21 protein-coding genes are annotated in these 23,818 nt (G+C 65.4%); 12 read left to right on the forward strand and 9 right to left on the reverse strand.

The features are described from left to right. The first annotated feature begins 48 nt into the window (after positions 1-48). Positions 49-1,689 carry a methyl-accepting chemotaxis protein gene (locus BMZ70_RS03165; RefSeq protein WP_092269791.1) on the forward strand — a complete coding sequence of 547 codons (1,641 nt, stop codon included), beginning with the start codon at positions 49-51 and terminating at the stop codon, positions 1,687-1,689. Here the strand turns inward: BMZ70_RS03165 and BMZ70_RS03170 are convergent, their stop codons facing one another. From BMZ70_RS03170 to BMZ70_RS03180, 3 genes are all read right to left on the reverse strand, one after another. Beyond that, positions 1,690-2,349: a ribonuclease HI family protein gene (locus tag BMZ70_RS03170; RefSeq protein WP_092269794.1), complete on the reverse strand. Its 660-nt coding sequence runs from the start codon at positions 2,347-2,349 to the stop codon at positions 1,690-1,692. Continuing rightward, positions 2,349-2,867 (reverse strand): YXWGXW repeat-containing protein, encoded by a 519-nt coding sequence (locus tag BMZ70_RS03175; RefSeq protein WP_092269797.1) that lies wholly within the window; start codon positions 2,865-2,867, stop codon positions 2,349-2,351. Before BMZ70_RS03175 ends, BMZ70_RS03170 begins: the two co-directional genes overlap by 1 nt. Before the next feature lie 155 nt (positions 2,868-3,022). Beyond that, on the reverse strand, positions 3,023-3,244 hold the full coding sequence (locus BMZ70_RS03180) for a hypothetical protein (protein ID WP_092269800.1): 222 nt from the start codon (positions 3,242-3,244) through the stop codon (positions 3,023-3,025). Positions 3,245-3,433: 189 nt separating this feature from the next. On the opposite strand from BMZ70_RS03180, the gene BMZ70_RS03185 reads away from it, so the two are divergent. The 8 genes from BMZ70_RS03185 to BMZ70_RS03220 all read left to right on the forward strand — a co-directional run bounded on the left by BMZ70_RS03185 (position 3,434) and on the right by BMZ70_RS03220 (position 15,816). Beyond that, positions 3,434-6,790: a penicillin-binding transpeptidase domain-containing protein gene (locus tag BMZ70_RS03185; protein ID WP_092269803.1), complete on the forward strand. Its 3,357-nt coding sequence runs from the start codon at positions 3,434-3,436 to the stop codon at positions 6,788-6,790. Positions 6,791-6,872: 82 nt separating this feature from the next. After that, positions 6,873-8,186 carry a hypothetical protein gene (locus BMZ70_RS03190; RefSeq protein ID WP_092269806.1) on the forward strand — a complete coding sequence of 438 codons (1,314 nt, stop codon included), beginning with the start codon at positions 6,873-6,875 and terminating at the stop codon, positions 8,184-8,186. An 11-nt stretch (positions 8,187-8,197) separates the two neighbouring features. Continuing rightward, positions 8,198-8,794, forward strand: a complete 597-nt coding sequence (locus BMZ70_RS03195) for a hypothetical protein (RefSeq protein ID WP_307183268.1) — start codon at positions 8,198-8,200, stop codon at positions 8,792-8,794. Positions 8,795-8,851: 57 nt separating this feature from the next. After that, entirely contained in the window at positions 8,852-10,018 is a 1,167-nt protein-coding gene (locus tag BMZ70_RS29075; RefSeq protein WP_255372211.1) for a hypothetical protein, read from the forward strand. Then, positions 10,015-10,998, forward strand: a complete 984-nt coding sequence (locus BMZ70_RS03205) for a hypothetical protein (RefSeq protein WP_092269815.1) — start codon at positions 10,015-10,017, stop codon at positions 10,996-10,998. The genes BMZ70_RS29075 and BMZ70_RS03205 overlap by 4 nt, the downstream gene beginning before the upstream one ends. An 88-nt stretch (positions 10,999-11,086) precedes the next feature. Next, the gene (locus BMZ70_RS03210; protein WP_229205271.1) at positions 11,087-13,114 is read left to right on the forward strand and encodes an SPFH domain-containing protein; all 2,028 of its coding nucleotides are present in this window, start codon (positions 11,087-11,089) and stop codon (positions 13,112-13,114) included. Between the two features lie 9 nt (positions 13,115-13,123). Continuing rightward, positions 13,124-15,436 carry an SUMF1/EgtB/PvdO family nonheme iron enzyme gene (locus tag BMZ70_RS03215; protein WP_092269818.1) on the forward strand — a complete coding sequence of 771 codons (2,313 nt, stop codon included), beginning with the start codon at positions 13,124-13,126 and terminating at the stop codon, positions 15,434-15,436. A gap of 35 nt (positions 15,437-15,471) precedes the next feature. Next, the gene (locus BMZ70_RS03220) at positions 15,472-15,816 is read left to right on the forward strand and encodes a zinc ribbon domain-containing protein YjdM (RefSeq protein ID WP_092269821.1); all 345 of its coding nucleotides are present in this window, start codon (positions 15,472-15,474) and stop codon (positions 15,814-15,816) included. Here BMZ70_RS03220 and BMZ70_RS03225 read toward each other — a convergent pair. Both BMZ70_RS03225 and BMZ70_RS03230 read right to left on the reverse strand, forming a co-directional pair. Continuing rightward, a complete protein-coding gene (locus BMZ70_RS03225) occupies positions 15,800-16,441 on the reverse strand; it encodes a GNAT family N-acetyltransferase (protein WP_092269823.1) in 642 nt (213 codons plus the stop codon). The two genes, BMZ70_RS03220 and BMZ70_RS03225, sit on opposite strands and share 17 nt — an antisense overlap. A gap of 38 nt (positions 16,442-16,479) precedes the next feature. Next, the gene (locus BMZ70_RS03230) at positions 16,480-17,358 is read right to left on the reverse strand and encodes a LysR substrate-binding domain-containing protein (protein WP_092269826.1); all 879 of its coding nucleotides are present in this window, start codon (positions 17,356-17,358) and stop codon (positions 16,480-16,482) included. Between the two features lie 99 nt (positions 17,359-17,457). Here BMZ70_RS03230 and BMZ70_RS03235 point away from each other — a divergent pair, with 99 nt between their 5' ends. The 3 genes from BMZ70_RS03235 to BMZ70_RS03245 all read left to right on the forward strand — a co-directional run bounded on the left by BMZ70_RS03235 (position 17,458) and on the right by BMZ70_RS03245 (position 19,114). Further along, entirely contained in the window at positions 17,458-17,742 is a 285-nt protein-coding gene (locus tag BMZ70_RS03235) for a DUF1330 domain-containing protein (RefSeq protein ID WP_092269829.1), read from the forward strand. An 87-nt stretch (positions 17,743-17,829) separates the two neighbouring features. Next, positions 17,830-18,228 (forward strand): OsmC family protein, encoded by a 399-nt coding sequence (locus tag BMZ70_RS03240; protein WP_092269832.1) that lies wholly within the window; start codon positions 17,830-17,832, stop codon positions 18,226-18,228. Positions 18,229-18,232: 4 nt separating this feature from the next. Further along, positions 18,233-19,114 carry a pirin family protein gene (locus tag BMZ70_RS03245; protein ID WP_092269835.1) on the forward strand — a complete coding sequence of 294 codons (882 nt, stop codon included), beginning with the start codon at positions 18,233-18,235 and terminating at the stop codon, positions 19,112-19,114. A 6-nt stretch (positions 19,115-19,120) separates the two neighbouring features. Here the strand turns inward: BMZ70_RS03245 and BMZ70_RS03250 are convergent, their stop codons facing one another. The 4 genes from BMZ70_RS03250 to BMZ70_RS03265 all read right to left on the reverse strand — a co-directional run bounded on the left by BMZ70_RS03250 (position 19,121) and on the right by BMZ70_RS03265 (position 23,816). Then, positions 19,121-20,602, reverse strand: coding sequence for an FHA domain-containing protein (locus BMZ70_RS03250; RefSeq protein ID WP_092269838.1), 1,482 nt, complete (start codon positions 20,600-20,602; stop codon positions 19,121-19,123). A gap of 143 nt (positions 20,603-20,745) precedes the next feature. Then, on the reverse strand, positions 20,746-21,807 hold the full coding sequence (locus BMZ70_RS03255) for a PP2C family protein-serine/threonine phosphatase (protein WP_307183278.1): 1,062 nt from the start codon (positions 21,805-21,807) through the stop codon (positions 20,746-20,748). Continuing rightward, a complete protein-coding gene (locus BMZ70_RS03260; protein WP_092269841.1) occupies positions 21,804-22,292 on the reverse strand; it encodes an SH3 domain-containing protein in 489 nt (162 codons plus the stop codon). The genes BMZ70_RS03255 and BMZ70_RS03260 overlap by 4 nt, the downstream gene beginning before the upstream one ends. A gap of 6 nt (positions 22,293-22,298) precedes the next feature. Further along, entirely contained in the window at positions 22,299-23,816 is a 1,518-nt protein-coding gene (locus BMZ70_RS03265) for a hypothetical protein (RefSeq protein ID WP_092269844.1), read from the reverse strand. Positions 23,817-23,818: the final 2 nt, after the last annotated feature.

Here is a 23,818-nt window from a genome sequence, read left to right on the forward strand (position 1 = left end):
TGGATCCGTAGTTTTGTTTTTGATTTACTGTGAGAGGTAGGTGCAAGAATGAATATGTTGGCGAATATCAGTATCGGAAAACGCCTGGCGCTGGGCTTCACGATCATCCTGGCGTTTGCGATGCTCATCACCGGCATCAGCGTATGGCGGCTGCAAGGCGTGGCGTCGGCCACCAGCGAAATGATGCAGGTGCCGCTGGCCAAGGAGCGCATGATCTCCGACTGGTCAGGCAAAATTGATAGCGGTATCCGACGCACCACCGCCATCGCGCGCAGCAGCGACGCCTCGCTCGGCGCCTACTTCGCCGAAGAATCCAAGGCCTCCTCGGCCGCTTCCTCGGAACTGCAAAAGAAAATCGAAACGCTGATTTCGGATGCGGACGAGAAGGAGCTGTTCACCCGCATTGGTGAGCAGCGCAAGGTCTACCTGTCCTCGCGCGACCAGATCGCCAAGCTGAAAACCGCCGGCGAGCTGGACGAAGCCAGCAAGATCTTCGATACCGTGTTCCGTCCGGGCACGGCCAAGTACCAGGAATTGATTGTTGAACTGCTCAAGATGCAGCGCGCGAAGATTGACGCGGCGGCAGAGCATATCGAAGACGTGGCGAACAGCAGCCGTAAGCTGCTGTACACGCTGGCGGTGCTGGTGCTGGCCTTCGGCGTGACTTGCGCGTGGATGCTCACCACCGGCATTACCGGTCCGCTGCAAGAAGCAGTGACGGCGGCGCGCCGCGTCGCCAGCGGCGACCTGACCGGCCATATCGACGATAGCGCCAAGGATGAAACGGGCCAGCTGCTGTCGGCCCTGAAGGAGATGAATTCGGCGCTGCTCGGCATCGTGACCGAGGTGCGCAGCGGGACCGATCACATTACCACGTCGTCGTCTGAAATCGCGCAGGGCAACCAGGACCTGTCGCGCCGCACCGAGCAGCAGGCTGGCGCGCTGGAAGAAACCGCGTCCTCGATGGAAGAACTGACGTCCACGGTCAAGCACAATGCGGACAATGCACGCCAGGCGAATCAGCTGGCGGCATCGGCTGCGCAAGTCGCCGTCAAGGGCGGTGATGTGGTGGCGCAGGTGGTCGGCACGATGGATTCGATCAACCAGTCGTCCAGCAAGATCGTGGACATTATCGCGGTGATCGACGGTATCGCGTTCCAGACCAATATCCTGGCGCTGAATGCGGCGGTGGAAGCGGCACGCGCCGGTGAGCAGGGCCGTGGCTTTGCGGTGGTGGCTTCCGAGGTGCGCAATCTGGCGCAGCGTTCGGCATCGGCCGCCAAGGAGATCAAGGCGCTGATTGGCGATTCGGTGGAGAAGGTTAATCTGGGCAGCAAGCTGGTGGCCGACGCGGGCAGCACGATGGGTGAGATTGTCGCCAGCGTGCAGAAGGTCAGCGACATGATCAGCGAAATCACTGCAGCCAGCAGCGAGCAAAGCGCCGGCATCAACGAAGTGAATCAGGCCATCCTGTCGATGGATGCGGTGACGCAGCAGAATGCGGCGCTGGTGGAGGAGGCTGCAGCTGCGGCGGAATCCATGCAGCATCAGGCGGCATCGCTGGCACAGGCGGTCAGCGTGTTCAAGGTGAATGACAATGTGGCGGCGTTCGCGCCGCGCAGCAGCACCGCTGCTCCGCGCGCGCCATCGTCGAGCCGCTTAGCCCTGAAGCTCGCGAAGCGCGCCTGATCAGCCGTTGATGGCTTGTTGCGACAAGCGGTCCGCGTCGCCGTTGCGGTGGCGCGGCACCCAGCGCAGCTGGACGCCGCCCAGCTTCGCCATCAATTCGACCACGCGCGCGCGATGCTCTTCCACTCCCTTGGCCCCGCGCACCGCGCCGAGATTCACATCATTGACTACCACCTGGCTATCGCCGCATACGGCCAGCCCGGTCGCGCCCATCTCGACGGCCGCTTCCAGCAAGGCCGTTAGCGCCAGATACTCCGCCTCGCTGCTATTGCCATGTCCCGCGCGGCGGCTGATCTCCACGCGCTGTCCGTCCGGCCCGCACAGCAGCGCACCAATCCCGATCTGTCCGGGATTCGGATGCGCCGATCCATCAAACCAGCCGCGCCAGGCCGCCGCCGATGGCTGCAAGCTCGCCTTGCGCAGCGCCAGCTTGTGCGCGGCATGCGCCTGTCTTGCCAAACGCCGTTCCTCATCGCGCATGCGCAACTGCTCGCGCTCGGCCAGCAACTGCGCCAACCCAGCCGCACCGGCGGCCAAAGTCAGCACCTGCAGCAAAGCCTGCGCCTCGCTCAACTGCATGCGCGCCACCAAACGGCGCGCGGCCACGCGCTCGCCCTTGAAGGCGGCCGTGGCCAGCGTATCAAACTCAAATTGTTCCATTAATCGCGTCGACGGTTGTCCGGATGTGCATCATACCTGTTCGGCACACCGTCGCCATCGCGGTCGCGGTCATAGCGGTTAGGGACGCCATCGTGATCGCGGTCGCCGTAGCCACGGCGGTCGCCATGATGGTCGCGGTAGTCGCGCCGGTCGTCATGGCGGTCGTAGCGATTCGGGACGCCGTCATGATCACGGTCACCGTTCGGACCGCGCTCCCAGCGTGCCGCTTCGCGATACCAGCGGCCGTCATGTTCGACCCAGCGTGGCTGCGCATACACGTAGCCTGGCCGCATAACGACCCAGCTGCCGCCTACCCACACATGGCGATTCGATCGCCAATCCCAATAGCCGGGCGACCAGACATAGCCGGGACGCGGATCAGGAATGCGTTCATAGCGCGGCGGTGGCGGTGGATTGCCGATCACGACGCTGACGCCGACTTGGGCCGAAGCGGTTGTTGGTACAAAAGCTGCTGCGCTCAGGGTGAGCATCGTGGCAGCGAAAAGTGGCTTGATCATGATCTGTCCTCCGTCGTTCTATGTACGCTGGTTTCAGCGCTTGGAGGAACTATATCAAGCGGTACAAGGACTCGCCTTGAATGATGCAGTTTTTTACATATGACACAAAGCTGTGCATTACGGCGTGCATCGCAGTGTGCGCTGACGCACAGAGATCAGATTGCGCTGGTTTTTTTGGCTTCGGCGGCCAGGGTGTTGGCGCGTTCTTCCAGTACCGATTGCAGCTTCTGTTCAGGCGTCATGCGCTTGGCGCTGACCACCACTTGCATGTTGTTGTCTTGTGCTGGTGCAGCCGATTTATCCAGGGCGTAGGTAGCGCCGCAAGCCAGGGCCACAGTCACGACGAACAGGGCTTCGAAGTTTTTCAGGACGTTCATTTTGCTTCCTTTCGACGGTTAAAGTGTGTTTCGATGTGTTCACTGTATCCAAAGGCCCGTCAAGCCGCGACGTGATTGCGACGGGCGGTGATTTTTGCGGTGCAAAATGCGTTTTAGCGCGATGAAGAGCGTGTTTTTCCTTGTCCCCCTGCTAAGAAAAAGCGGATTCCAACAAGGGGCGAGGGGCACATGCCGCGATTCATACACACCATCCTGCAAGCCTGGGCCGAGCGCCGCCGCGCCCGTCGCCGCAGCGCCAACCTGCGCGCCGGCCAGCGCAGCCGCCCTGAGATGAAGCTGGTCCGGCCCAGAGCCGCTGCCTGCGCCGTCACCGCCGAACGTGGCCCCGGCGACGGAACTGGCGTGCGCGTGGGCGCCGCCTCGCGCGCTGCACGTCCTCGCCGCACGATGCCTGCGCACGCGGTCTGGATTGCGGCAGCTGGGATGTGCGCCATGCTTGGCGGCGGGGCGCTGATCGCTGGCCATGCGCGCCATCTGGCGGCGTCCACCGCCAGCACACCGCAATCGGCCGCCAATGTCCGCGCGGCCAACGCCTACCAATCCGTCCTGCCAGGCATCGCCTTCAGCGTGCCCGAGCAGGCCGGCATCAGCGCTACACTGCACCCCGGCGGCGCCTTGCTGATCGCCTCCGGCCTGCAAGCCGCACCGCCAGTGCGCGTGGATCTGTGCAGCCAGATGCGCAGCCCAACCGATCCGCGCCTGCTGCCGCTGCGCCTCGGCTACCGCTTCGACGACGTCAAGCGCTGGGTCTCCCGCAACCAGGAGGCCGATGCGCAAATCGCACTGCGCAACGTCCTGCTGGTGGCCGATCGCAGCGCCGACGCCATCCCCGAAATCCAGATCGAAGGCACGGCCCGCGCCGACTTCATCGATCCCCTCAGCGAACCGCTGCAACTGAGCTGGCGCGGCAAGCAAGCCGACATCCGCTGGCTGAGCGACGCCAGCTTCGGCCAGATAGAGCAGGGCGCGAGCGGACAAGTGTCCCTGCGCCAGCAGGGCTGGCTCCTGTGGGGCACAACGTCCGCGCTGCGCATTGAACGTCGCGCCAACGCCATGTGCCCTCAAGCGGGTGAACTGCTGGTTCAGATGTATCGCCCGGCCGCATCGGCCGACGGCCCGGCGCTGGTCACCGCGTTCCCCGCGCGCGGCCGTGCCGTTAATGCCTGGCTGGTGCCTGGCCAGTATCAGGTTCCGCAGGCCGCTGCGGGCGCGCTGGAAGATCAGGCGCTGTTCGAACAACTGCAAGCGCAAGGCCTGATCCGCCTGAACGCAAGCGGCGCGATCGAAATCGCACCGCGCGATTTGCCGCAGTGGCAGGCGGCAGCTGGGAGCGAGCGCGCCGCCGAACTGCGCGACTGGCAGCAAGTCGCTACCGGCCCTGCGACGCAAAAACTCTTTAAGCGCTTGTACTACCAAGCCGACGGCGCCTACGTCCGCCAGCAAATCGATATCTACAACAGCGAACGCCGCCTGCTGGCATGGCGCATCAAGGCGCCCGATGGACTGGCGCTGGACTGGACCGCCAGTATCGGCGGCAACCAAGCGCACCGCGCGGGCACCGTGAATGGCGACGCGCCGGTGATGATCGCGACCACAGGCCAGATGCCGGTGGCTGCATCGCGTCTGTTCGCATCGCTGCCGCAAGGCTGGCAGCAATGGACCCGTATCGCGCGCTGGCCGCAAGCAGGCGAGGGCAATGGCGCCCGTCCGACAGTGCGTCTCACACTGTCCCTGCCCAACGCCGCCAGCGGCGGAGAAACCCTGCACATGCTCATCGCCGGCCGCGTGGGCGATGTCAGCGGCGCCAGCGCCCAATTTGCTCCTGCATGCACCGGCCGCGCGTGCGCCAGCAGCAGCGATGTCCAACAGCTCGCGCTCACGTTGCAGGCCGGCGCGCGCAGCGTGCAACTCGAGGTCCAGCCGCTGGACTTCAACGCACCGGAAGACCAGAAGTACCGCCACCTGCGCGTCACCGGCGGCCGCCTTGCGTGGCAAGCGCTCGCGCCAACCGACAACATCGCCACCCGCAGCAACGCGTCGTCGCCAGTCCAGCTGCAAGACCGCAACGGCACCACCTTATGGGCCGACGGCGCACCGACTGAATCCGCCATCGAAGCCGGCCTGGCGCCGCTGCTCGGGATGAATCCCGAACACGCCAACAGCATCGCTGGCATGCTGGCTCGCCTGCCCGCAAACGATGGCACAGTCAACGCCCGCCTTACACTCGACCTGCCGCTGCAGGCCCTCAGCCAGCGTGTCCTCGATTGCGTCGCCATGCAGCGCGGCCGCTGGGATGGCAGCCGCTGCACCGGCGCCCAGCCAGCACCGGAAGGCCGCCACGCCGGCATCGTCATCCTTGACACCGAAACCGGCGACATCCTCGCCGCCGCAGGCGCCGGAGCAGGCCGCATCACCAGCACCAATTGGCCCGAAGTCCGCGACTTCGACCGCACCAGCCCCGCGCGCAGCCCATTGCGTCTGCCAGCCCTGCAGCACGACGGCGGTGTCCACCAAAGCCCCGGCTCCACCTTCAAGGTGGTGAGCGCGCTCGGACTCGAAATCGCCGCCCAAAACGATCCACAAATCGACGCACTGCTGGGCGGCATGCCGCTGCCCGCGATCAACCGGCTGGCCGCGCAGCGCGGCTTCGGCTTCCAGACCGATGCCGCCAGCTACCCGCTCAATCCGCGCCTCGCCCACATCACCAACTACCGTGAACAAAGCCTTGACCGTCGCGCGCAGGAAGGCCGCCTCGGCCTGGCGCAAGCGCTGACCTACAGCCTGAATACCTGGTTCGCCTGGTCGAGCGAACTCAGTGACGGCAGCCTGTTCGGCCGTCCCGACGGCGGCGCCCCCGACCTGCAAGCGCTTGATCCCGATGCGCTGGACAGCATCCGTCCCATCGTCGCCGCCGCGCACCGGCTCGGATTTGAACAAACCCTGCGACTGGACGGCGGCCTGCTGCCCTCAGACTTCAACTGGCGCGCATGGGACGCACTGCAAGCGACACCAGCCCACATGGATCCGATCCACACCCGCCATGAACTGCGGCAGATGGCGATCGGTCTGCGGATGCAGGTAACGCCGCTGCAAATGGCGCTGGCGTCGGCGGCCGTGGGGCAGGGGCGCGTGGTGGCGCCGCGCATGCTGCTGTCGCTGGGCCGCAAGGACAGCGTTACGCCAGCCGCGCCGCCGCTCGCCATACGGTTGGACCGCATCAAGGCGGGCATGAAAGGCGTGGTCGATGTCGGCACCGGCGCAGGCGCATTCCGTGGCGCGGCATTGGCCGGCGTGCGTCCCGGCTTGTACGGCAAGACCGGCACCGCGCCAAGCGGCGAGGACACCGCCACCGTCTGGTTCACCGGCTGGCTGGAGGCGGGTAGCTTGCCGGGACAAACGCACCGGCTGGCGATGGCGGCTTTCGCCAGCCATTCCGGCGTCACCGGTGGCGAGCATGCTGCGCCGGTGATTGCCGCCATCCTGTCCACGCTGGCCACTCAGAACGTCGAACAGAAGGGGAAATAGCCTTGTAAACGGAACAATGAAGCCCTTCTTTTTATGGCATGCTTGAAGAGCCATTTGATTCATCCAACTTACACAGGACTTTATGCGCTTGCCAGGAACCCGGTATCAGGAGCACGGCTGGGAACAAGTGCGCAAGCTGCTGGGACACTGCTCGTTGCAGGCCTTCCGGCAGATTGAGATGCACCATGTGCTCGAACCCGAGCAGCACGCGGCACTGCTGGACGCCTATACCGATGCGGTAGCGGCGTCTTTGCGCGTCCACGCCCGCCGCGCGCGCGGCGAGGCCGAGGGCAATAGCTACGGCGAGAGCGTGTATGAATTGTCGCTAGGCCTGCTATATGAATTGCAGGCACAGACGTCGTATTGGTCGGCGTTTGTCGCCGCGATGGCGAGCGAGTATGCGCGCAGCGGCGCGTTCTGGCACGATGCCGCCGCCGAGGGCGTGCTGCGCAAGAAGGTCAACGACATGTACGCCACGCTGCGCGACAAGGTCGATGCCGACAACTATATCGTCGCCACTGGGCGCGAGTGCTCGCCCAACAAAATTTATACCTACCGCATGCTGGACACGGCGTATCGCGAGATCGCCGATTTGTTCACGGCGTGGGAGCAGAATGCCGCGCAGGTTGGCGCGATTCTGGGCCGCCCGCTGGCAGGCACGCCGATTGAGGTGCGGCAGATGAAGTCCATCGGCGGCTGCAAGGCCGAGTGGATTATTCGCTGGAGCGAGTCGCAGGAGCAGTTTGGCGGTTCGCCTGGGCCGCTGCATACCAAGTCCAAGCGCTTCGCCAGCCTGAAAAACAGTCCGGAGCGGATCGCGGAGCTGCTGGCGGAGATAGGCGATTACGAGGAGCTGTCCGCCAATATGGACAGCGCCGAGGATTGGCAGGGCGAGGCAGGGGAGGCTGCTGCGTGGCTGGAAGACTATTGGCGCGTGCTGGGCGAGTCCGAGCAGGCCGAGGCCAGCGGCCCGCCGCACGACGATGACCGCATCCTCGCCGCCCCGCCATCGGATGATGACGATCCTGACTACACGCAGGCCGACATCCAGCACCCTGCCGACCTGCCTGACGAGGCCGAATCGGCCATCGAACAGGCGCGGGCGGGCGAGCTTTCCCTGCCCCTCCGCTATCTTGAATTGGCGCGGGCAGCGCAGGATGCCGGCAGCTGGACCATCCGCATGATGCGTGATGAATCGCTGCCGATCCGTCTGGCCGTCTACCACAAGCTGCTGGGTGCATCCGACGATACCTATCCGGACGCCTGGCTGGACCCGGCCACCGGCGAGCTGCCAAGCCTGCAAAAGCTGGCGGCGCTGGACCAGATTTCGATGCCGACGCTGCGCAAGCGCCGGAATGAAGCAATCGCCAGGCTGCAAGCAGCGGGCGCGCGATGAAGGAGAACGATTTGAACTCAGCACAAAATGATCTGGATGCGCGCCTGCGCGAGCGCGTGCTGCTGTCGCGTCCCGCGCCGGGCGACCGCCTGATGCTGGCCGACGCCACGCTGCTGGCGGCGCTGGACGGCACGCGCCCCCTGACGCCGAACGAGCGGCAAGCCTTGTCCGCATCGCCGCTGACCCTGCGCCGGTTCCGGCAACTGTCGCTGGAACGGCATGCAGCCTCGCAGTCCAACATACAACCGGCAGCCAACGATCCGGTGTGGACCGGCAGCAGCGGCATGCTGCGCGCCGCCTCCACCGCATCGGCGGCCGATGAACTGGAAGCGCTGGTAACCGACGATGGTCACTGGACCTTGCACTTCCTGCCGCAGGATGGCGGCTGGCAGGTGATATTGAGCCTGTCGGCGGAGGCGCCTTTCGCGGCACGCCTGCTCAGCGAACAGCCGCAATTGCGGGTGATCGACGGCGGCGGCGCGATTGTGCTGCAAGGCCGCCTCGATGCGGATGGCGAGTGTGAACGCGCATGGCCGTTCGCCACCGCGCCGGGATCGCATTTTCAACTGTATGGAGCCGGCTTTGCCGTTGAACCGGTAGCGCCGTAATTTATGGGATTGTTCAGCCGTCGCCGAAAGCCGGCCGTCGATATGGGCGGACTGGGAGTGTCCTTGATCGCATTGCGGGTCGAGGCGGGTGATGTTGTGCCGGCGTCTTGTACGGTGGTGGTGTTCAATGCGGCCGGCCATGCGCGGCGTGCGGCGGCTGGCAAGGTGTCGTGCGAGCAGGGTGAGATGGCGTTCTGCTTCCATCCGGGGCCGTACACGGTGGACCTGACGCCGTTTGCCGCCGCGCCGGAGTGGGGCTTGCGGCTGCGGTTTGTGGTCGATGCGGCCAATCCACGCGTGTCGCAGCAGCGCTTTGATTTGTATTTGTGCAGCGAGACGGCGGGGCGCTTGATGGTGGCGGATTTTGCGGCGTCGGCGGAACTGGCGTTGCAGGCCGAGTTGGCGCAAGGTGCGCTGGACCTGCCGCCTTGCACCACGCTGGAAGAATGGCACGCCTTCCGCGCTGGCCTGAATCAGTTGATGTACACGCGCTATGGCGTGACCGTGGACGACTGCGTGCCGGTCGACCTGGGCGAGCAAATCGATTACGCCACCATCCTCCGCCGCCGCGCCGAGCAAGAAGCCGCCCGCATCGCCGCAGCCGATGCCGCCGCCGCCGCCGCCGCAATCGCAATGGCGCCCGCGCCGACCGCCGCCGCAACCGCTGACACCGATGCCGTCGCCAGCCCCGCCACCGCAGTTGATGCCGCCGGCGCAGCCATCGCCGACCGCGCCGCCGCCGTCGCCGGTCGGGGCACCGCGCACGATGCCAATGCTGCCGCTGCTGCAGCCGTCCCGGCAACTCGCGGCGCAGCAGAGCAGGACGCGCGCGCGTTGCGCCGCCTGTTCATCGAGTTGCCTGCGCTGGCCAGTGAACTGCGTCTGCTCACGCTGCCCGAAGGATCGACGATCTTCCAGCAGCATCAAGCCTTGCTGCTACGCCTCGGCATGGCCGCGCTGAACGTCAACACCATGCCCGCACTGGCCTGGGCCGCGCCGGACCAGCCGCTATCCGCTGCCGACCAGTCCCGCCGCAGCGCCCAAACACTGATCGCCCAATCCGCGCTGGACGAAAGCTGGTCCCTGCTAGGCCGCCTTCAGCTAGCCAGCCCGCAGCAATGGCCGCAACTGCTGGACGAAGCAGACCGCATCTGCGCCAATCTCGAAACCGGACTGGCATTGCGCCGCGTGCCGCACATCCCGCGCATGGAGCCATCATTATGAGCACTATCTCCACCAGCGCCGTCCCGGCCAACGCCGAATGCCGCAGCGTGCTGGCCGACGGCCGCACCGTCACCATCACCGTCAGCCGCCGCCCGCGCGCCAACCGCGCCGACGTCAAATGCACGGTGCCCAATGCGACGGCGATTGCAGAACGCATGCAGCAAGTCGTCCGCCTCGCACGCCACACCGAAGTGCGGCTCGACAGCCGCGATCAAGTGGTCCTCAGCATGGACATCACACCCGCCGCCACGGAGCGCGACTGGGAACTGGCCGCCGTGCTGGCCGACCGCATGGTGCGCGGCCTGCATCCCGCCGCAACAACCAGCGCCCAAGGCAGCTCTGAAGCCTGGCACCTCGGCCGCGTCACCGGCACCGTGGACGCGCTGCAAATAACCCATCTTGGAGCGCTGAGCGGCCATGCCGACTTGTCGGCCGCCGTCTCCACCGTCCGCACCTGGTTCCCGCTGCACAGCGGCGGCATCAACGATGCGCTGGGCTGGCTCGAAGTCAGCGTCTTCCCGCTGGACGCGCCCGCAGCCAGCGAAGAAGACAGCATCGCCGCCCCGGGGCTCGATCTGGCAGCCCAGCAGGAGGTCCGCCACACGCTGGCCGCCGCCCGTCACTTCGACGGCAAAGGCCTGCACCGCTGGCGCACCGTGGTCCGTTTCGGCCAGCCGCGCTTCCAGGGCGACTCCTACCAACTGGCCCTGGTGATGGCCGACCGCCTTGCGCGCGGCCGCGAGTTCGTGCCGCGCGGCCGCCTGATCGCCACCGGCTGTTCCAGCGCCTGGCACGCCGGCCGTGTCGACACCGTGGAAGGCCGCGAACCCAAGCTGGCGTTAATACTCAATCAAGTAAATAATGGCGACCGCGTGCTGTTGCCCAAGGACTGGCAGGACCAGCTACCTCCCGGATACGCCGCCGGACTGCGCCAGAAAGGCGCCAGCCTGGCCTGTATCGACAAGATTGGCATGATTTAACCGTGCGCAAGAAGCAAACCGGGCGCGCCCTGCTAAAATCGACAGATCGCAGGATGGCCCCAGAGATGAATCGTAGAAGGAGTCTGACATGTTCCAAATGTTTGGTTTTGGCGGCGTTAAATGCCCGCGGTGCGAGCACAAAAACGACGGCCAGTCGGGCTACTGCAAGCACTGCGGCCTGACGCTGGGCGCGCCGCGCAGCGAACCAGTCCTGCGCGACAATCGCTGGATCCCCGGCGATAACGAACTGGCCGTGTACTTCGGCGTCAGTACGCTGTCCGGCATCTTCACCAAGACGCTGCGCGTGCCGGCCACCACCCGCGCCTACATTCTGCAGGCCGACAAGGCCACCGAAGTGCCGCAGGGCGAGTACGAGATCGAAGGTTTCTTCACGCGCCTGAACCATCTGCTGCGCAACCAGAACGCCGAAATCCTGATCACCCGCAGCCTTCCGCTGCCGGTCGAGTTCTCGTTCAGCGACTTGCATACCGCCGAACACCTGAAGATATCGGCCCGCTTCACGGTCTCCATCCGGATCGAGAACGTGCCGGCCTTTGCGCAGCATTTCATGACCGTGCCGGGCGTGGTCAGCACCCTGCATCTGCACGAGCTGCTGGAACCATCGGTGCGCCAGCTGGCGGCAGAATTCGTCGGCAGCCGCTCGATGCGCGAGATGGCCGGCAACGCCGACCTGCGCCTGCAACTGAACGAACGCCTCCAAGCCGCGCTCAAACAGCGCCTGGTCAGCTACGGCTTGGCGGTGGATGGTGTAGAAACGGCCGCGCTGCGTCACGATAAATTCGACCATAACCGCGAACGTGTCGGCACCATGTGGCTGGTAGCCGACGAGCGCCATGTGCAGCTGGAGCACGTCAAGCAGCTGGATGAAATCTACAACGAGGAAGAATGGCAGGGCATCCTGCGTGAAGAGCAGAAGATGCATGCCGATTTCCGTCGCGCCGAATTGCGCCAGGACGCCAGCATCAACAAGGCCGAACTGACCTTGAAAGAGGCCGAGCGCGTGCAGGCCCTGCGCGCGCGCGAAGTGGAACTGTATAGCCGCGTGATGGAATCCAAGACCCGCAAGGTCGCCCTGGATAAAGGCGCCGGCACGGTGCTGGCGGATCTTGAGCACGAACTGGCACGCAACAAGTCGCACCGCGTAGGCGAGCAGGCCGATTGGGAGCATGTGCGCCACCTGGCGCAAATCCGCATGCGTACCGAGCTCGAAGTGCTGCAGCAAACGGCGGCTGAACAGCGCCAGTTGGCGCAGCAGCGCCTGTCGCACCAGCTGCGCCAGCAGGCGATCGAGAACCAGATCGCGCAAGCGCTGCGCATCGAGGAAGAGTCGCAGCGGCGCGCGGAGCTCACCGCCTTGCGCCAGCGCGAGAAGGACGAAAAGGCGCGCGAACTGCAAATCGAAGCGGAAGCGCATGCGGCCCGCATCCACGGCATGACGATGGCCAACGCCGCTCGCCGCCGCGAGGCCGAGCGTGTGCAGGAATGGGAAGACCAGCTGGCGTTGGCCCGCCAGCGCGAACTGCTGCGCGAGGATGCTGTCAAGGACGCGACCAACGCCGTGCAGCTGGCCGAGATCAACCAGAAGATCGAAGACCTCAAGCGCGCCGGCGCCCAGGCCGACGCCGTGGCGCAGTACGAAAAACTGCTGCGCACCATCGAGGCCGACGGCATCCACGCGCGCCAGAACCAGTCCAACGCCAAGCAGGCCATGCTGGACCAGCTGGCGGTGGAGGAGCAGCGCCTGATCCTGCGCCAGCGCGAGCAGGAAGCCGCGTGGCAGCATGAGTTGAAGAAGTTTGAGCAGGAACGCGCTGCGGCGTTCAGCGTCCAGCAATCGCAGCAGGATCACGAGATCCGCCGCATGGAAACCGTCAACCGCCTGAGCGACCTGGCGATTGCCGCTGTCGCCGCGCCGTCGAATGTGGAAGCGGTGGCGCAGATCATGAAGATGCAGATTCAAGGCGGTATGTCGCCGGAGCAGATCCAGGCGCTGGCACAGGTAGTGGCGGCGGAACACGGCGTGTCGCCGCTGGAGGCGGCCAAGCTGGCGTACGAACGCCTGCTGAAAGAGCGCGAACAGCGCGATGCGGAGTAACGGGTAAAGATGCAGACAGCAAGGGACAAGATCCGCGAACTGCGGGCCTTACATGATGACGGTTTGTTGAGCCTGCAGGAGTTCGACCGTCGCAAGAACGCCATCCTCGACGCGGAATACGCGCCGCCGGGAGGCCATGCCGCGCCGGTTGTCCTGCCGCCGCGCCAGGGCACGGAGCTGGGGCTGATGACCGGGCAAGAGATCGGTCCGCAAAACCGCCGCTACCGGCTGGAACGCCTGATCGGTATGGGCGGCATGGGGCAGGTGTGGCTGGCCACCGACCTGGCCACGCACGCGGAACTGGGCCACAGCGACCAGGTGGCGCTGAAGATCCTGCCGCCGCAGCTGACCCAGAGCGCCACCCACGCCAAGCTGCTGATCGAGGAAGCCACGCAGGCGCGCAAGCTGGCGCATGAAAATATCGTCCGCGTGTATGAGTGGGCGCAGGACCCGGCGACCTCCAGTTACTTCATCATCATGGAGTACCTTGAAGGGCAGGATCTGGATGCGTATCTGGCCGAGCAGGGCACGCTGGCGCTGGACGCGGTGATCAAGCTGCTGTCGCCGGTGGGCGATGCGCTGCAATATGCGTGGGACAAGCACAAGCTGGTTCACCGCGATATCAAGCCGGGTAATGTGTTCCTGACCAAACGCGGCGAGATCAAGCTGCTGGACTTCGGCATTGCCTCGCGTGTGCGTAGCGCCGGCAGCAGCCTCGGTTTGCAGACGCCGAATGCCGGCACCGCAGGCTATCGCGCGCCGGAGGCGGGCACGCATCAGCGCCAGCCCGCGCCCAGGCTGGATGTGTATGCGGTGGCGGTGATGATCTACCAGCTGCTGGAAGGCCGCATGCCGTTTGACGATATGCGGACAGCCGACTTTCATCCATCGCCGCCGCGCGGCCTGAATGAGCGACAGTGGAAGGTGCTGCAGGACGGCTTTGCGTATCTGCAGGAGCGCCGGCCGGCGTCGGTGCCTGCGCTGCTGTCTGCCCTGCGCGAAGCGGCCGGCCCGAGCGACGAGGAAGTGGCAGCCCGCGCCGAACAGGCTGCCCGCGACCGCGCTGCCCGCGAGGCGCATGATCAGCAACGCCAGAAGGAGCAGGCGGCGCAAGAGGAGCGTGCACGCGAGCAGGCGCGCGTGCAGGAGGAACAGCGCAAGGCGCAGGCGGCTGAACTGGCGGCGCGCCGTCAGGCCGAGGCCCAGGCTGCGGCGGTGGAAAAGCAGCGGCAGGAGCAGCAGCGCCGCGCGCTGGAAGCCAGGCAGCGCGCCGAAGCCGAAGCAGCGGCGCAGGTACGCAAGCAGCTATTGCGCGAACAACTGCTGGCGCGGCGCGAAGCCGATGCGAAGAAGGCGCGTGAAGAACGCGAAGAGCAGCAGCGCAAGGCTACGCAGTTGAAGGCGGAAGCGGCGTACCGTCAAGAGCAGGAGCGGCATCGCAAGCAGCAGGCCGAGCGCCATGCGGCGGAGCTGGCGGCGGTGGCGTCGCACACGCCGGTGGCCGACGCCAGCGGCGTGCTGCGCGACCGCTTTCTTGACGGCTCGGGTGCAGGGCCGGATCTGGTGCTGATACCGACCGGCCGCTTCCAGATGGGCTCCCACGAGCACGAGCAGGCGGTGGCAATCAAGGCCGGAGCGCAGAAGAACTGGCTGGAGCGCGAGCTGCCGCAGCGCTGGGTGGGCATCGAACAGTCGTTTGCGATGGGGCGCTATCCGGTGACAGTGGCGCAGTGGCGGCAGTTCGTCAAGGACACCGGCTGGGAGTCGCAGTCCGACACCGACTGGCGCGCGCCGGGCTTTGCACAGTCGGACGATCATCCGGTGGTAGGCGTCAGCTGGATGGACGTGCAGCTATATTTGCGCTGGCTATCGCAGAAAACCGGGCAGGTGTACCGCCTGCCGACCGAGGCGGAATGGGAGTATGCCTGCCGCGCCGGCACTAAAACGGCGTTCAGCTTCGGCGACACCATCAGCCCTGACCAAGCCAACTACGACGGCCACTACACCTACAACGGCGGCCAGCGCGGCGCCTACGTGCAGGGCACCAGCAAGGTCGGCGCATACCAGCCGAATCCTTGGGGGCTATTCGACATGCACGGCAACGTGTGGGAGTGGACGCAGGACGTGGTGCACAATAATTACGTTGGCGCGCCAGCGGATGGCCGCGCGTGGGAGGAGGGCGGCGACCCGGTGAGGCGTGTACTGCGTGGCGGATCGTGGCTGTACAACCCGCGCTATCTGCGTTCGGCGGTGCGCAATGGTTTTTCGGCGGTGCTGGCGAACGACATTGTCGGCTTCCGCGTGGCCCGCAAGCTGGCATGAGGTATACTCACGGCCTTTGAAAATCAGGATTCCCTATGAGCACCTTGCCACCATGCCCGAAATGCAGTTCCGAATATACCTATGAAGACGGCGCTAACCTGGTGTGCCCGGAGTGCGCGCACGAGTGGACTGCCGGTGCTGCTGAAGCGGCGGAAGAGGGCGCCCGTGTGTACCGCGACGCGGTCGGCAATCTGCTGCAGGATGGCGATACCGTCACCGTCATCAAGGATTTGAAGCTGAAGGGCGGCGGTGGTGTGGTCAAGGTCGGCACCAAGGTGAAGAACATTCGCCTGGTCGATGCCGATCACGATATCGACTGCAAGATCGAAGGCTTCGGCGCCATGAGCCTGAAGACGGAGTTCGTTAAAAAGGTGGTGTGATCGTCACCGTGGAGAAGTGCGAATGCACGCTCCATCCCAGTGTCGCGTAGAGCCCCCGGCCTGCCTCGGTTGCCACCAGCACGCGCTGCGCGGCTTGTGATTGCTGCGCTGTTCCCAATGCCGCCATGATCGCCGCGCCCAGTCCTTGATGCTGGTGCGCGGGTGCGGTGGCGATGCGGTCGAACACAAATACCCGTTCATATTCCGCTGCATAGCCAGTGGCGGCGAGCGTGTCGTCGTCGGCGAAGATGCGCGCGGTGGTGACGCCGGATTCGGTCTGCATTTGCAGCCAGTAGCCGGGCGGCAGCGACGGCACTGGATTGCGGCCAGTTTCCCTGGTCATCAAATAACCAGTGGGCTGCAGCTGCCAGCGGTGCGGCACCAGCGACTGCAAATGCGCACCCGGCCCGCACATCTTGATAAACACATACGGCTCGTGAATCTCCTGCGCGAGTTGCGTGATGGCGGGCGAGGGGCCCGCGAACACATAGCGCCGCAGTTCTTCCGGCATCGCCGTATCGACGCGCAGCCCGCCGCGATCCGGCACCGGCTGCGGCAAATGCCGCGCCATCGAGCGCGCCCGCAGCCATCCTTCCAGCAGTTCAGCATCAGCCAGTTTGTTCATAGGTTTCGTGAATATCGACAGGATCTTATTTTTGTAGTTTAACTTAGCCGCTCCAGCGCGAAGTCGACGAAGCTGCGGACTTTGGCGCTGGGGCGCGCTTCGGGGCGGCGCAAGATGTGCATGGCGCGTGATGGCAGTTCCCATTTCGGCAGTAGCCGCACCAGTTGGCCGGCTTGCAGGGCTGGCTCCATCAGTACATCCGCTTGCAGCACCACGCCCATGCCGGCTATCGCCGCAACCACCAGCGATGTACCGGTATTGCTGACCAGCGTGCCGCGTGCCTGCACGTCCACTTTTTCTTCGCCGCGCTTGAAGTGCCACGTGGCGCCGGCGCCGGCGAACACCAGGCAGTTGTGCTTCGTCAGGTCAGAAGGATGGCGCGGCGTGCCATGCTGTTTCAGGTATGCCGGACTGGCCGCCACCAGCACGCGCCCAGGCTTCAGCGGACGGGCGATCAGTGTATTGTCGGCGATGGGGCCGGAACGGATGGTGACGTCCACACCTTCCTCCGCCATGTCGATCACGCGATTGCTCAGTACCAGTTCGATGCTGACTTTGGGATAGCGCGCCGCATATTCCGCAATGACTGGCGTCAGGCGCTGCTCGCCGTAGGTGGCCGGCGCCGAGATGCGCAAGCTGCCTTGCGGCTCGGCGCGCAGGTTCTCCGCCACGTGGTCGGCCGCCGCCACGCTGGCCAGCACGTCGCGGCAGCGTTCCAGATAGGCGATGCCGATCTCGGTCAGCGTTTGACGGCGCGTGCTGCGCTCAATCAGTCGCGCGCCAAGCTGCTGTTCCAGCGCCTGCACATGCTTGCCGACCATGACCGCCGATATGCCCAGCGCCTGTGCCGCTGCCGCAAAACTGCCCGCCGTTGCAGCCGACACAAACACTTCCATGCTGCGTAGCTTGTCGCTCATATTCGAAACAATTAATTAGGAATGAATGAAAGTTTAGCGTATTTATCGTTGATCGGCTTGTGATGATAATGAAGCCTCATACATACCAAGGAGGTCATCATGGCAGCATACGCAATTGGATTCGCAACCCTGCGCAGCACGGAATGGCAGAAGGAATATGGCGCTCATATGCCAGCGCTGACGGCAAAGCACGGCGGCAAGCTGGTGGCGAAGTCGGCGCCACAGGCGCTGGAAGGCACGCCGGCACTGCCAGAGGCGATGGTGGTGATCGAATTCCCTTCCGCCGCTGACGCGCAAGCATGGTATGACGATCCGGAACACGTCAGTCTGAAAGCGCTGCGCCAGGACGGCGCCGATTTCTCGATGGTGCTGGTCGGCGCGTAGGCTTTTAGTAGAAGCGCAAGCCCTTCATTCGGTGTACATTGTGGGTTCTGAGTTTATTACCGAACTAGCTGCCACAAGGAACACCGAATGACTATCAAAGCCCTGCGTGATCAATCCCTGCCGATGCGTCACATCCTCCATGTGCGCAATCACATTATCTCGACCGATGGTTCGGTGGAAGAGGGCGGTAATGACGCCGGCCCATCGCCGCACGACCTGTACGACGCCGCCCTGAGCGCATGCAAGGCGCTGACCGTGGTGTGGTTCGCCAAGCGCAAGAACATCCCGCTGGAGCACGTGGAAGTGAGCATGGAGCGCGACGCCAGCGAAGAGCGCCAGGGCATCTACCGCCTGACCGCCACCTTGCACGTCACCGGCGACCTGACCGAAACGCAGCGCGCCGAATTGCTGGCCGCCGCGCAGAAGTGTCCTATCCATAAGCTGATGACTTCCGTGACCACCGAAGTGACCACCGTGCTGGGATAAGACCATGACCATCTCGAATCTGTTGAAGGGCCACGAAAAGGATCTGGGCGGCGGCTTTGTGGTGCGCCGCTACCTGCCGTCCGCCGTCAAGCAGGCGGTGGGTCCGTTCATTTTCTTCGACCATTTCGGCCCGGTCGATGTGCCGGCCGACGCCGACCATGATGTGCGTCCGCACCCGCACATCGGCCTCGCCACCGTGACGTATCTGTTTGAAGGCGCGATGGACCACCGCGACAGCCTGGGCACCTACCAGCGCATCGAGCCGGGCGCCATCAACTGGATGACGGCCGGTCGCGGTATCGTACACTCCGAGCGTACGCCGAAGGATCTGGTTGGCGTACCGCACCGCACGCACGGCTTGCAACTGTGGGCCGCGCTGCCGGCAGCGCATGAGGAAACGGAGCCGGGTTTCTGCCACACGCCATCCAGCGCGATTCCCGAATTGACGGTCGATGGCGCCGACATCCGTGTGCTGATCGGCACCGCCTTCGGCCAGACCTCGCCGGTGCAGACCTACAGCCAGACGCTGTATCTGGACGTCGCACTCAAGGCCGGCGGCGAGCTAGCATTGAGCGATCTGCCAGCCGAGGCGGCGATCTATCCGATCAGCGGTGCACTGGAAGTGGATGGCGCTGCGCTGGAACTACACAACATGGCGCTGCTGGATAGCGCCAACACACGCCGCGTGAAAGCCAATAGCGACGCGCGCTTCGTCGTCATCGGCGGCGAACCGCTGGATGGCCATCGCTATATGTTCTGGAACTTCGTCTCATCGCGCAAGGAACGCGTGGTGCAGGCGGGCGAAGACTGGGAGGCGCAGCGCTTCCCGCAAGTGCCGGGTGAAACGGAGCGGATTCCTCTGCCGGCCAGGAAACCGGCGGCGTAACGAGGATCAGGCGGTGGACATGGCGTTCGCCGCCACGGTGCTGTAGATATCGGTGGCGCCGGTGCGGATGATCCAATGCTCCGGATACGGATCGCTGGCGAAGCGGGTATGGCGCGGCACACGGCTCAGTTTATCCAGAGAGACAGTCGGCGCCAGCGCGGTCTCCTTGCCGGTCAGTTGGTCGAGATGCCAGAAGCCGCCGTCGCGGTGGAACAGCAGCGGCAGCGCGGCCGCATGCGGCGCGGCTGCAAACGACTTGACCGGGTAGCCGGGATGCGTCTCCGGCGCCAGCAGGTAGAAGCTCTCGGCATTGGCGCCGTGGTCCACGCGGTGCAGGATCACGCCGTGCGGCATGATGGCCGATACCGCCAGCGTCACGATGTCCTTGATGCTGGCGCTGAATTCGATGCGCATACCGAGCCGCAGCGCGGTCGGTTTGTGCTTGCCCGGCCAGACGCCATCCAGCAGGATGCCGTAGCGCGACACGTCTTCAATTTCAAACCCCAGGCCGGAACGGCGGATCACCGCATGGCGGCCGGACAGGCGGCGCGTCAGGCCGTTGGTGTCCTGGCCGTCGGCGCTGTAGTGGGTGAGCAGCACGTCCGCTTCCGGATCGACCAGCTCAAAGCGGCCGATCACGCATTCTTCCATCGCGAACAGGCGGATCTGGCGCTGCGCCCCGGCTTCCGGCGCGGCGTTCACCAGCGAGGCGGCGGCGCTTGGATGCGGGTGCAGCGCGGCCGCTTGCGGCATGTCGATTTCGATCAGGTCTTCGTCCCACGCGATGGTGGAGAAGCCCAGGTCCACTTTGCCGGCCGGCGCATTCAGGTCCAGATGGGCGATGCCGGCGTTGCGGGCGGTGACGTCGATATCGAGGCTGTCGCCGCCTTGCGCGCTGACGCGGGCAATCGAGGCATCGTCCGCCATCACGCGCACATTCTTGTGGGTGCTGAGGAAGATGCGGTGGATCTCGGTCAGCGTGGCGTCGAGGCGCGGCACCAGGATCACGAAGGTGCACACCCATTTGCGTGCGGCCATGCCGGCATGCTGGCTAAGCAGTTCGATGCTGATCTGGTACTGGCCGTGCTCCTTGCCGCGCGAGGAAAATTCGACAAACACAGGGCGCCAGTCGCCATCGACGGCGCGCACGAAGTGCTGGCGCGCGGCGCCGTGCGGAATCAGGTCCGACTGCAGTTGCAGCGTCAGTTGCGGCGCGCAAGCTTCGGGCATGCCGCGCAGTTCCATCTTCAGGGTCTGGCGACCGCCAGCGGCGCGCGGGTCGAAGCCGCTGATGTGCAGCTGCGGGCGTTCGGCATGCATGCGCTGCAGCGGACGGGCGTAATGAGTAGGCGTTGGTTCGGAAGCAGGGACGGCATCCAGCGCCGTGGCCGGGGAGGCGGCACGGGTGGTGCGCAGTGCAGTCAGCAGATCGAAGCTGGAGGGTTCCGCTTGGGCGTGGCCGCCTTCGCAGGTTTGCGCTCCTGACATGACCCAATAAGTGCAATGCGGGTGCTGGGCATTACTGCATTTTTTCATGACAAACCGACCGATGGGATACCCGTCAGTTTATGCGGTTTTCACTCTGTTTGGCAAACTTTGCAACTCGTTTTTTTGGTCCGTCTGTGCACTGGTCAAAAATGCGACGGAATTGGTGCGGTGGGCAGTGCTGTTTCGTCAACATTGCGTGCAAAACGGATCACGATCGCGCTCAGGTTGTCGATGTGGAGCTGGGGCGGTGGGTTGTGCGCGTAGTCGCTGAACAGTGCGTCGATGGCGGGACCGGCGGCGCCGCTCAGCAGCGATGGCCAGCGCGCGATCCAGGCTTGAGGACGGGCGCATGACCAGAAGCCGTCGGTGGCCAGCAGGTAGGTGGCGTCCGGATGGACGGTGAGCGCGCGGCGGTCGGCCAGGTGGCGCAGGAAGGGCGGCAGGTTGGATGCATCCAGCGGCAGCAGGCCGTCGTCCAGCACTTGCGGATTGGCGAAGGCGTTGCCGAGGATGTAGGCCTGCGAGATTTGCGCGCGGTGCTCGCCGTGCACTTGCTGCCACCATTCGTCCTCGCCCAGCAGGCCGTGCATGGCGAAGGCGGTGGCGGGCACGTGGTCGATGGTCAGCGGCTGCGCACCTTGTGCGGTGATTTCGTACAGGCGCGAGTCGCCGGCGTGGTACAGCATCGGCGGCTGGCCGGGCGGGATTTCGAGCAGCGTGAGGGTGGTGCCGGGACGGCGGAAGGTGTCGTGGTCGTCCGGGCGGCTGAAGCGGGCCTGCAGTTCGTGGTGCAGTTGGTCGAGGCGGCGGCCCAGTTGTTCCAGCGTGGCGCAGGCGGGGATGGCCAGCAGGCCGGCGGCGACGGCTTCGGCGGCTTCTCGTCCGTGACCGTGGCCGCCCATGCCGTCGAGGACCGCCAGGCGCACGTGGCCTTGCGGCCAGTCGGTCAGCTGGACGGTGTGCGGCGACTGGTCGCGCAGCAGCACGGCGCGGCCGTTGGCGTCGACGAGCAGCAGGTTGTCCTGGTTCTCCGGCGTCTGCAGTTTGCTGATGCTGGCCATGCTGTGGGCGGCGATGTCCAGTGCGGGGCCGAAGTCGAGTTGGTCGGTGATGCGGGTCATCGAGGCTGGCGCCGGAGCGCGGGATGTGAAAGGCCACAGCTTAGCTGAAAATTTGCCGGTGGCGGTGGACGGCGCGTGGGTCATTCGCCGCTCCGGCGCAGCCACAGGCTGCTGGCCCAGCCGGTTTGCGTGCGGCCATCGAGGACGGTGCTGACTTGCCACCAGTCGCCGTCGTGCTGGCCGGTGGGCGTGACGATGGCGCCGGCCGGCACTACGATTACGCGCGTGGATTGCACGCCGGGAGCTGCGCGCAGGTTCAGGTCGCGGTGGACGCGGAATGGCTGGCCGACAGTGCGCGAGTCTCCGGCCCGCACGGCGTCGTCGGCGTGTGAGGGCAATGCGGCGGTGTGTGTCGGTGCCGCGCGCGCGCTGCCGGCTGCTGTGGCCGGGGCGTGCGTGGCGTACAGAATCATGCTGCCGAAGCCCCACGCGCCGGCCACCATGATGAACAGCGCGCGCGCGTTGGGACGCTTCCACCAGCCGCGCGGCGTCAGGTAAGCCGCAAGTACCAGCGTGATGATGAGGCCAGCGACAAACGCGGCGACGGCGTGAAGTGTGATCGCGTCCATGATGGCTCAGGCTTCGAAACGCAGCACGTAATGGCCTGCCACCAGGTGGTGACCGTGCGGCAGCAGGTAGGGCGCTTCGCCCAAGCTGGCGACGAATTGCAGCTTGTCGTCCAGATGGTAGAGCGCTTGCGTGGCGCTGAGGCGGGCGATGGTATAGCCCTTGGCCACGGCCTCGAAGCTGAAGGCGTTGCGCGACAGGCCGATGCGGTCGGTGCTGGTGGCGCCGCCGTTGCCAGCGCCATCGGCTCGTTTGAGGAAGCGCGGCGAATCGAGCAGGCGCAACGCGGAAAGCATAGGCGAGTTGCGGCCGAAGGTGAAGCGCGCGCCGCTGGCGACGCCGTTGCTGACCGCTTGCGCGAGGCAGACGATGGCGCGGTAGCGGTCCGCCATCTCTGGCGCTGCAGGCAGCAGGCGCAGTGTGCGTGCATCCACCGGCGTGAAGGTGGCCGGGGCGTCGATGCGCTGGCGTCCTTCGGCGGTGATGGCGTGCAGCTGGTCGGCCGCGTCCACCATCAGGCTGATGACCGGTTGCGCGTCGGTGGTCAGCGCGAGGTCGCGGTTGAACGGCAGCTCGATGGCGAGCGCGCCGGTCTCGCGATAGCGGCTCAGGCGCGGCAACGCCAGCGCCACCAGGCTGACACGCTGCTGCGCGACCGGCGCATAGGTTGCGTCGCTTTCGCCGGGACGGTTGGCCGGCTTGTGGCTGGCGGCGGCTGGGACGGCGGTCAGGTCGATGGCCTTGGCATTCGTGTCGGCTCGTTTTTGCCAGACGGCGGGAGGTGCGGAGGGCGCGACTGGATGGCTTGCGCGCGCGGGTGCTGCGGTGGTGCGCGCTATTTTCAATAGCAGGCGCTGGCCGTCCGCCGCTTTGACGGTGTAGTAGCCGGCGCGTGGATCGTAGTGGCAGTCGAACGCGCCTTTCGGTCGCATCTGCACGACTGGCGCGGCGTCGGGGCCGTCGTTGAGGATTAACAGCGCCGCATCGGAGCCGAACGGCCAGCCTGGCACCGGCACGCCGCCATCGCCGCCGATCAATGCCAGCCGCTGGTTGGGATAGATGGCGCAGGCGGTATGCCAGATCGCGCTGTCGCGCGAGACGCTGACGTTGTACAGCATCTTTTCGTCCGGCGCGGGCAGGTACACGGCGTGGCCGAATTTGACCTCGATTTCGTCCGGCGCAAGGGTGGCGTCGCCGACCACGTCATAACGCACTTCATCACCGGCCAGCAGATCGCCGAAGTCCTTCTGATGCAAGGCCGCCAGCGTTTGCGCCAGGTCGCGGGCGCGGGCGCCGCGCGTGAGGTGGTAGTCGTCGTCGACTTCTTCCTGCGGCAGCACCAGCGTCACATGTGAGAAGCAGCGCGTGGTTGCGCGGCCCTTGTGTTCGCGAGGGCTGCGTTCCAGCAGATCGCGCAGCAACGGACGGCGCGAGAACAGCGCCAGGCCGGGCGTCTGCCAGATCGCCTCGGCGTTGAAGACGTCCGGAATGCGTCCCAGGACGGCGTGTTGGACATAGGTCGGCATGA

It is taken from the genome of Duganella sp. CF402 (assembly GCF_900109645.1).
Lineage (GTDB): Bacteria > Pseudomonadota > Gammaproteobacteria > Burkholderiales > Burkholderiaceae_D > Rugamonas.